Here is an 8,131-nt window from a genome sequence, read left to right on the forward strand (position 1 = left end):
AAGGTTATCATTGAGGATAGGTATTTTCAAAGTCAACTACGATTTCTAGCAAACGGTCATCTAAAAAAGGCAAAGCTTCTTGTCTAATGTCTTCAGGAATGCCATAGTAAGCTTCAGCGATCCCTCCACAGATAGCAGCGATAGTATCGCTATCTCCTCCGATAGAAATCGCATTTCGGATAGCATCCTCGAAATTTTCAGACTCAAAGAAGGCCTCTAAGGCCTGGGGAACAGAGCCCTGACAAGTCACATCAAAAGTGTAATCCTCTCTGATGTCGTCCAGAGTAAAGTCCATAGGATAGTAATTCTTATCAATATGGTCCCTGATTTCATCCATACTAGCACCATTTCGTGCCAAGAAAATTGCTACAGCCGTCGCTTCAGCTCCCTTTATGCCCTCAGGATGATTATGAGTCACTGCTGTAACTGCTTGTGACAAAGACTTGGCTTGCTCTATACTTTCTGCCGCAAAACCGACAGCACTAATGCGCATAGCGGCGCCATTACCATAACTACCATAGGATTGAGGATCCTCAGAAAAAATCCAATGGAAAAAGTGACCTCCATAACCACAATTGGGATAATGACGGCCGACTTTCTGCATGTACTTGACAGCATTTTTTGACAGTTGACTCCAGTCTTCCTTGCTAGCCAATAAGGCTTTAGCAACGGCCAAAGTCATCACACTATCGTCTGTCAGACAACATTCCGAGGTGAACAAATCAAACTCTTTGCTTTTATGATTATCCGCCTCGAATCGAGAACCAACAATATCTCCAATAACCGCTCCTAGCATTATTTACCTCCTGCAACATTCTCTACTCTTATGAAAATAGAGTCCATTAAATCCTTTTGAAATTTACTTTATTATAGCATATTTAGTCATTTTTCAGAGACTTGGACAGGCTCTATGCTTGCAGTCCCATATAGGCATAGGTTCGATTTCTAGGAGACTCTTTTTCCGTCACCACCCTAAAATAAAAGCGATGCTCTCTCCCATCCTTGGCATTTTCCTTGTTCAAGACGAAGTAGTTTTTCTGATTCATTGCCATGGTTCGTAAGATATCATCGATCAAAAAAGTCAAGGGAACATTCATGGCAGAGTATTTTTGGAAATCCTCTTCAAAGCGGATGTAACTATCTGAAAAATAATCCATCTGTAGTTTGTTTTCATACAGCTCTTTTCTAGTCATAAACTTCCTCCTCCCACAGTCGAATTTCGAGGATATCTACAATCTCTACCAGCCTATATCCCTCATTTGTCCTAATAGATAGAGTTTGAGGTGATAATTCGCTCACCTCACCGATGATCGTCATTTTTTGCTTTCTTTCCTTGACAACAAAACATCCCTTCAGTTGCCCAACATAAAGCTGAGAAAGCAAGAGTAGCTTCTCAACTGAATTCAAATTCGTCGAAAAATCAACACGATTTTTTTCTTCACCAAGCGAGCTGGTATGCTCTGAGAGGAAAAAGCCCATCCACTTCTGCATGCCTGGATCTTGATAATCTCGCGCAGATTGAAAAGGTAAATAAGAACGATCAATCATTGTAATCCATCTAATCCTCCAGCAGAATGCCCACCAATCAGCTTGCTTCTGGCAAGACTCCTAGAGGCTTCTTCCAGTGCATTAGCCTTTAAGAGGGAAGTGAAACCAAATTGTTCCCGAATGGAGTCAATGGCCGTCTGGAGCCTTTCTTCTTTTTCTAACTTCTCAACATCATCAAAGAGGGAAATCAAACCAAAGGACTCGTCCACAAATCCTGAATAGTTGACTCCGACACTTCTGACCGCTCCAGAAGTGTATTTATTATGAAATAGCTTCAAAACATAATCCGTTAAGATAGCCGTATTATTGGTAGGTTCGACCTTCATTTGTGTGTGAATAGACGGCCTAACCTCCTGTTTAGAGAAACCAAGATAGATAGAGACAAGAGTTGTTTTCTTGCCCGCCCTTCTCAGTCTAATAGCCACCTGCTCTGCCATTTCTCGGAGAATAATTTCGATATCCCGTAGCTTCACGTAGTCTCTCGGCAAGATTTGAGAATTTCCCAAACCCTGGGACTTGGCTTTATAGGGCTTATGAACATTGCTCTCGTCAATCCCGTTAGCATGAAACCACAAACGCAGGCCAGCCTGACCCAGATCTTTCTTTAATTGGTCGGGATTGCTGGTTGCCAATTCCTTGATGGTAAAAATCCCCAGATTATGCAAGCGTTTCTCCATCCGCCTGCCAATCCCCCAAAAATCCGTCATCTTGGAAATGGCCCAGACCTTCTCTTCCACATCCTGGTAAGACCAGTTGGCCCTCATGGTCGGGGTGTGCTTGGCCTCATTATCCAGAGCCAACTTGGCCAGTAAGGGATTGGCATTGGACATACCTACTGTAGAGTAGATCCCTGTCTGCCTCCAAATATCCCTCTGGATACGAGCCGAAAGCATATCTAGCTTGTCTTTGCGAGAAATATGCTTGTCTGGGATGAAATAGTTGAGCGAACTAGTCAGATCAATAAAGCCCTCATCGATAGAGTAGGGATAAATATCATCTGGACTACCATAGTTTTGAAAGATTCGCTGGATTTCCATATTGACTGCGATGTACTCGTCCATCCGAGGAGGGACAATCAAGGTGACTTGAGCCCAATCTTCGATGTAGCGAACATAGTCTGAATCTGTAGGCAATCCCTGCTTTCTGGCATTGTAATAGGAAAATTTGCGAGTCTTGATATCAAAGGGCAGATCATAAGCCCGGCCAACATTTGACTTTCCAAAAATCTTCTTAAACATGGGAGAGGAGGCTAGGATAAGACCAGTCGAATTATCCGCGCGACTCATGACACAAAGCGAGGTCTTCAGCGGATGCAAGCCCCTTTTCACACACTCGACACTGGCATAAAAGGATTTCATATCGACAAAGGTAATGTCACTTTTGGGCTCTCTGGAATAATCAAAGTAGCCCATAGGCTAGCCCTCCATTGGCACAAAATTCCCAACGATAATCCCCACAATCCGAGGATCTTCCTCGTAAGAGATGAAAATATCCTTGTATTTAGGATTGATAGAGACCAGACGCAAGCCATCTTCCTCCCGATAGACCCGTTTGATATAGGTCTGGTTGTTACAAACCACTGCATAAACTGCCCCGTCATAGTCAAATCCCGTCTCTCGGATCAGAGCCACTGAACCATTTTGATATTTAGGTTCCATGGAGTCCCCAGCCACCCAGGAAGCAAAATCGTGGGCTAGTTCCTCATTAAAGTAAACCGTATCAAAATTCCGATCATCATAAACCGAAGCCCCGATTCCTGCTGACATGCGTTCATAGACACGATATTCGTAGAGTCGTTTTGGCATATCCACAACCTTCTGGACTTGTTCCTCTTGGGCTAGGTTGCGAGCATAGAGAACAACCTTTTCCTTCCCTTGTTTGGAGAGGCTATTGTAGAGGCGGACAATCTCTATCTGGGTGAAATACCCTTTAGCCACCTTTAAAATTTTCTCCAGCTGAGCAACCTTCTCCTTGGATGGTTCCTTAATCCCGCGTTCCCAAGCGGAGTACGCCTGAAAACTAATCCCAAGTTGCTCTGCAATTTCCTTCTGTGTCAATTTTAGCTCTTTTCTCCGAGCCTTGAGTTTTTCTGGTTGGTACATGATTCACCTCCTAGTGTGATGCTTTAATGGACATTATCTCCCTTAGAAAGACACATCGATGGTTGAGCTTACATTTCAAAAATCAACCATTTTGATTTAGTTTTATTATATAAAAAAAGTAGTTGAATGTCTAGTGGAAAAATCCAATTTAAAAGCATGTTTACTTCATCTTCATAAAATGATCATGACTCACAAATAAGGAAGAAAACCATCTCAAATTTGATGAGATGGTTAATCGTTTAGTCTACTTTATAAAAAACTTGTTCTGAGCTGGTTGGAGCAGCTTGACCAGCAATCAGCCTATTTTTAGTTAAATCAGTATCTAACCCAGGCATAATAAGTCCAGCAGGATAAATACTCATTCCATAGCCTGAGATACCATCTCTAATGCTGAATTCAATCGTTACATGGCTACCCATGCTCTTTTTTCAATGTTTCCACTGTTTACGAGTCCATTTTTATCGAATGTAAACTCTTGCCCAAGGCCATTTCTCCAAGTTTCAACTAGAGTAGAGAAATCTCCCTTTAGAATGGCTTGCTCATCTATTTTTTGTGATCTAGCATTCGTTTGCTCTTCTTGTGTCGAGAGTTTTTCCTCCGAAGTCGTAACACTATCTTGAGTAGTCGTTGAACTAGGGGTTGTTGTACTATTCGCTGTCGTACTAGTAGTAGAAACCTGCTCTGCTGTAGTATTTACTGCTTCTACATCTTGCTTCTTATGATTAAAGAAGAACATAAAACTAGTCAGCACTATAGGAATTAAAGAACATGACAAAAGCAACAGCAAGTTGATACCTTTTTCTTTCGATCGTAGAACGATCATTTCATCAGCATCCTGATAAATCTCAACCAGTTGATTTAATTTAGGTTGAAAATTCAAGTCACGAATCGGAATAGTTAGCTCATTTCCTGTATTCAGCTGTATTCTAGCAATTCCATCTACAATGCTCGTTATCTTATACTTCGGTTTATAAGTAAAAGTAGCATTTTTAGCTTCAAGTTTTACAACTAGATACTCATAGATATGAACAATATCACCGATTTTGGGCTCGAATTCACAATTTCCAATAGCAGATTTTTGAAAGCTTCCATTATTATAACCGATATAAACAGTATCTTCCGTTCTTTTAATTATCTTTCCTATTTTCATTTCTAACACCTTTATATTATTTTTCCTTAATTGTATCATATGAAGCTTAAAAACAAAACTCGGCTACTTCTAGACTGGTTGACCTCCCGACGCATATGTGCTAGAATTATTAATATATAAATACAATGAGAGGCTATGCACCATATGTTCCCATTTATGCCTGCAGCAAGAGCAAAAACCGTCTTTGATATTCCCTATCAAAGATTATATCAAATTGGTTTTAAAGGATTAATTTTCGATATAGATCAAACTCTTGTGATGCATGGTGCTCCTGCAACAGAACAGGTTATTGAACTTTTCCAAAAACTGAAAGACCTTGGTTTCCATCTCTTTCTTTTGTCAAATAACGACGAAGAAAGAATATCCAAATTCAATCAACATCTTGCCGTCCCTTATATTCCTATATCAGAAAAACCCAATCCAAAAAACTTCATAAAAGCTCTTGAAATTATGAATCTAGAGTCTTTTGAAACAGTGATGATTGGAGATCAACTTTTTACAGATGTGTTAGGTGCTAGCCGAGCTAATATACCTACTATCTTAGTTGATTTTTTATATGATCCTAAAGAGGGAGGAATTGGTAAAAAACGATGGGTGGAAAAACTTCTACTATCGACTTATCCTCTTTTAAGACAAAAAAATACAAATCTAGATTTACTCAAGAAGGAGAATCCACATGGTTTTTTGGAATAAAGATCTTTTATTTTGTGAGATTAGTCCCACCACATATAAAATTTCTCTCAAGAAAGAAAATCTCAAAAGACATATTCAAAATTTCAAGCAAGGTAAAAAATTTTCAAAAGTACGTCAAGAAAAACTTCTACCTAACTTAGTATCATCATACTCTACTCAGTTAATAAAACATGGTCCAGGTATTGATATCAACCTTCAAAAAGGGAAAGCAACTAACATTCAAATTGCAGCCCAAACTTTAAATCATATTATGATTTATCCTGGAGAAGAATTTTCTTTTTGGAGCTTAGTTGGAAATATAACAAAGAGAAAAGGATACCAAGAAGGACGAGTAATTGTCAACGAGAAAGTACAATCTGGTATTGGAGGAGGTCTATGCAATTTAGCTAACCTACTTCATCTTTTAATTGTTCATAGCCCTATGGAAATTACGGAATTCCATGCTCATTCGGATGCACTGGATCCAGACAAGGATACACGAAAACCGTTTTCTAACGGAACATCTGTTCAATATAATCATCAGGATTATCGTTTCAAAAACAACACTGAACAAGTCATTCAGCTACGAATATGGGTGGAAAATGAAATTCTGTTTGGAGAATTACGTAGCGAATCACAATTCCCCTTCACTTATCAAATTGTTGAAGAAAATCACCACTTCAAAAAAGAAGGGGACCATTACTATCGTAACTCTTTGATTTATCGTGAAAAACTGGACCGTATCACTGAACAGACTTTGGAAAAAGAGCTTGTTCTGAAAAATCATTCAAAAGTGATGTATGATCCTGATCTTATCCCTAAAGAAATGATTAAACAATAATCTGAATCCTTTTATTTTCCAATCTATAGTATTCAGATTAAAAGTTAAAAAGGAACTTTTATGAACTCACCTAAATTAATTGTTATGCTGACGCATAATGATCACACTATTGAAAATGCACGTGACATCTTCGAAGCATGTAAGAATTCTAAGGCTCAATGTTGGGGGTTTAAAGAAATACCTCTCCCAATTTCAGAAATGAAGGCTCTATTTTCAGAAATGAAGGCTTGTGGTAAAACTACTTTTCTTGAAGTTGTTGAGTATGATGAAGAAAGTGGACTTCGCGGTGCACAAATTGCAAAAGAATGTGGGTGTGATGTGTTGATGGGAACAGTTTTCTTTGATTCTATCAACCAGTTTTGCAAAGATAACCAAATCAAATATATGCCATTTGTTGGCCAAATTGCTGGACGTCCATCTGTTCTTGAAGGTTCCATAGAAAGTATGATTGTACAAGCGAGAGAATACCTTGAAAAAGGTGTCTACGGTATCGATTTGCTAGGTTATCGATACACTGGTGATCCAGTAGCATTGAGTAAAGCTTTTGTCCAAGAAATTCAAGCACCAGTTTGTTTAGCTGGAAGTATTGATTGTTATGAACGTTTGGATGAAGTAATAGAAACGAATCCATGGGCCTTTACAGTTGGCAGTGCATTTTTTGAAGAAAAATTTGGATCTGATATTCATAAGCAGATTAATAATGTTTGTGATTATATAGGTAGATAATTTAAAATAGATTTTCAGAGTGAATTTACCCTCCAGAAATTAGATTTTTATATCTGACTTTTGGAAGGTAATTTTTATTTTACTCCGATAATTCAATTATTATAATTCTAAACTAGCAATCATTAAAAAAATCAAGAGATAACTCTTGAGCGCTTTGAAACGTTAATATAATCGTGTTGATTAACGTTTTGAGGAAACTAACTTTGTCAGGTTGCAGCCACATTTGTAAGCGACTAAAGTCGCAACAACTGTGTCAATTGCACCAATTTAGTAAAAAGTACAAAAAAAGAACACCCCGAAAGGTGCTCTTTGTAAGTATAGTAATTCTTTCGAATTAACGTTTACTAAATTGTGAAGCTTTACGAGCTTTCTTAAAACCTGGTTTGGAAAGTATGGGTTTCAGTTGGACTAAAAACAGCGTAATATCAAGGATTTTATGAACAATATCTACTTTTTAATTTCATAAAATCTGAATCAATATTTTTTAAATAGGGGAATAGTTTAGGTATCTAAGCATTAAAATAATACACCTAACTTTGGTCACCGTTTTTTAGTTATTCACTCTTTTTTCGGATAGTGTTTTTAAAGTTATGATGTAAAATGCCGCAATTAAAACACTATACATCATAATCGGAGGATAGAGAATTAAGGATAGAATCAATCCCACTCCTTTAATTATTAGGTCAGGTATCAATAACTTCCTATATTGTGCGGTAGCTTCAAGTAATTCTTTCTGATCTATATTGGGTTTATCAATTACTTTATGTAAAAACCAGTTTGCTACCGTTGAAACAATAACGATCAGTCCATAAAAGAGCTGTGTCGTATGACTCATGAAATGACTACTAACTATTCCAGTAGCATATGGCATAAATGAAACAAAAAATAAAAGATACAAATTCTTTCAAATTCCTCCCTTTTCAACTTGGCTAACTTGACCTGCATTACCTAGGTCGCTTTGCTTTAAATTATACTTTTTTCTTAAACATTTGATACGAGTAGGTATTTCTTGTGAGTAATTTCATCAAAAAATTTCATAGATAAGTCCTATATATAATCATTGTAAAGTAGTAAAAATAGTTGTTATCCTAG

At 37.9% G+C, this 8,131-nt stretch carries 11 protein-coding genes; 3 read left to right on the plus strand and 8 right to left on the minus strand.

The annotated features are described in order from the left end of the window. Nucleotides 1-7: 7 nt before the first annotated feature. The 7 genes from MK409_RS07275 to MK409_RS07305 all read right to left on the minus strand — a co-directional run bounded on the left by MK409_RS07275 (nucleotide 8) and on the right by MK409_RS07305 (nucleotide 4,800). On the minus strand, nucleotides 8-796 hold the full coding sequence (locus MK409_RS07275) for an ADP-ribosylglycohydrolase family protein (protein ID WP_268705843.1): 789 nt from the start codon (nucleotides 794-796) through the stop codon (nucleotides 8-10). Between the two features lie 112 nt (nucleotides 797-908). Beyond that, a complete protein-coding gene (locus MK409_RS07280) occupies nucleotides 909-1,193 on the minus strand; it encodes a DUF5960 family protein (protein ID WP_000197002.1) in 285 nt (94 codons plus the stop codon). Beyond that, a complete protein-coding gene (locus MK409_RS07285) occupies nucleotides 1,186-1,548 on the minus strand; it encodes a hypothetical protein (protein ID WP_061598701.1) in 363 nt (120 codons plus the stop codon). Before MK409_RS07285 ends, MK409_RS07280 begins: the two co-directional genes overlap by 8 nt. Then, nucleotides 1,545-2,960 carry a Y-family DNA polymerase gene (locus MK409_RS07290; RefSeq protein WP_268705844.1) on the minus strand — a complete coding sequence of 472 codons (1,416 nt, stop codon included), beginning with the start codon at nucleotides 2,958-2,960 and terminating at the stop codon, nucleotides 1,545-1,547. The genes MK409_RS07285 and MK409_RS07290 overlap by 4 nt, the downstream gene beginning before the upstream one ends. 3 nt (nucleotides 2,961-2,963) lie before the next feature. Next, nucleotides 2,964-3,650, minus strand: a complete 687-nt coding sequence (locus MK409_RS07295; protein ID WP_268705845.1) for a helix-turn-helix domain-containing protein — start codon at nucleotides 3,648-3,650, stop codon at nucleotides 2,964-2,966. A gap of 239 nt (nucleotides 3,651-3,889) precedes the next feature. Continuing rightward, nucleotides 3,890-4,069 carry a hypothetical protein gene (locus MK409_RS07300; protein ID WP_268705846.1) on the minus strand — a complete coding sequence of 60 codons (180 nt, stop codon included), beginning with the start codon at nucleotides 4,067-4,069 and terminating at the stop codon, nucleotides 3,890-3,892. After that, a complete protein-coding gene (locus MK409_RS07305) occupies nucleotides 4,054-4,800 on the minus strand; it encodes a DUF6287 domain-containing protein (protein ID WP_268705847.1) in 747 nt (248 codons plus the stop codon). The genes MK409_RS07300 and MK409_RS07305 overlap by 16 nt, the downstream gene beginning before the upstream one ends. Before the next feature lie 156 nt (nucleotides 4,801-4,956). Between MK409_RS07305 and MK409_RS07310 the strand changes: the two genes are divergently transcribed. From MK409_RS07310 to MK409_RS07320, 3 genes are read left to right on the plus strand one after another with little or no spacing between them, the layout of a single operon-like run. After that, entirely contained in the window at nucleotides 4,957-5,493 is a 537-nt protein-coding gene (locus MK409_RS07310) for a YqeG family HAD IIIA-type phosphatase (protein WP_268705848.1), read from the plus strand. Beyond that, nucleotides 5,477-6,313 (plus strand): VanW family protein, encoded by an 837-nt coding sequence (locus MK409_RS07315; RefSeq protein ID WP_268705849.1) that lies wholly within the window; start codon nucleotides 5,477-5,479, stop codon nucleotides 6,311-6,313. The genes MK409_RS07310 and MK409_RS07315 overlap by 17 nt, the downstream gene beginning before the upstream one ends. 60 nt (nucleotides 6,314-6,373) lie before the next feature. Next, a complete protein-coding gene (locus tag MK409_RS07320) occupies nucleotides 6,374-7,039 on the plus strand; it encodes a hypothetical protein (protein ID WP_268705850.1) in 666 nt (221 codons plus the stop codon). 550 nt (nucleotides 7,040-7,589) lie between these two features. On the opposite strand, the gene MK409_RS07325 is transcribed toward MK409_RS07320, so the two are convergent. Further along, on the minus strand, nucleotides 7,590-7,874 hold the full coding sequence (locus MK409_RS07325; protein WP_268705851.1) for a hypothetical protein: 285 nt from the start codon (nucleotides 7,872-7,874) through the stop codon (nucleotides 7,590-7,592). Between the last annotated feature and the right edge of the window lie 257 nt (nucleotides 7,875-8,131).

It is taken from the genome of Streptococcus oralis, assembly GCF_026782375.1.
Classification (GTDB): domain Bacteria; phylum Bacillota; class Bacilli; order Lactobacillales; family Streptococcaceae; genus Streptococcus; species Streptococcus oralis_CL.

Excerpts from the sequence above, each read along its gene's own strand:
- MK409_RS07275 (WP_268705843.1), bottom strand. The coding sequence starts at position 796 with ATGCTAGGAGCGGTTATTGGAGATATTGTTGGTTCTCGATTCGAGGCG.
- MK409_RS07280 (WP_000197002.1), bottom strand. The coding sequence starts at position 1,193 with ATGACTAGAAAAGAGCTGTATGAAAACAAACTACAGATGGATTATTTT.
- MK409_RS07285 (WP_061598701.1), bottom strand. The coding sequence starts at position 1,548 with ATGATTGATCGTTCTTATTTACCTTTTCAATCTGCGCGAGATTATCAA.
- MK409_RS07290 (WP_268705844.1), bottom strand. The coding sequence starts at position 2,960 with ATGGGCTACTTTGATTATTCCAGAGAGCCCAAAAGTGACATTACCTTT.
- MK409_RS07295 (WP_268705845.1), bottom strand. The coding sequence starts at position 3,650 with ATGTACCAACCAGAAAAACTCAAGGCTCGGAGAAAAGAGCTAAAATTG.
- MK409_RS07300 (WP_268705846.1), bottom strand. The coding sequence starts at position 4,069 with ATGGGTAGCCATGTAACGATTGAATTCAGCATTAGAGATGGTATCTCA.
- MK409_RS07305 (WP_268705847.1), bottom strand. The coding sequence starts at position 4,800 with ATGAAAATAGGAAAGATAATTAAAAGAACGGAAGATACTGTTTATATC.
- MK409_RS07310 (WP_268705848.1), top strand. The coding sequence starts at position 4,957 with ATGCCTGCAGCAAGAGCAAAAACCGTCTTTGATATTCCCTATCAAAGA.
- MK409_RS07315 (WP_268705849.1), top strand. The coding sequence starts at position 5,477 with ATGGTTTTTTGGAATAAAGATCTTTTATTTTGTGAGATTAGTCCCACC.
- MK409_RS07320 (WP_268705850.1), top strand. The coding sequence starts at position 6,374 with ATGAACTCACCTAAATTAATTGTTATGCTGACGCATAATGATCACACT.
- MK409_RS07325 (WP_268705851.1), bottom strand. The coding sequence starts at position 7,874 with ATGAGTCATACGACACAGCTCTTTTATGGACTGATCGTTATTGTTTCA.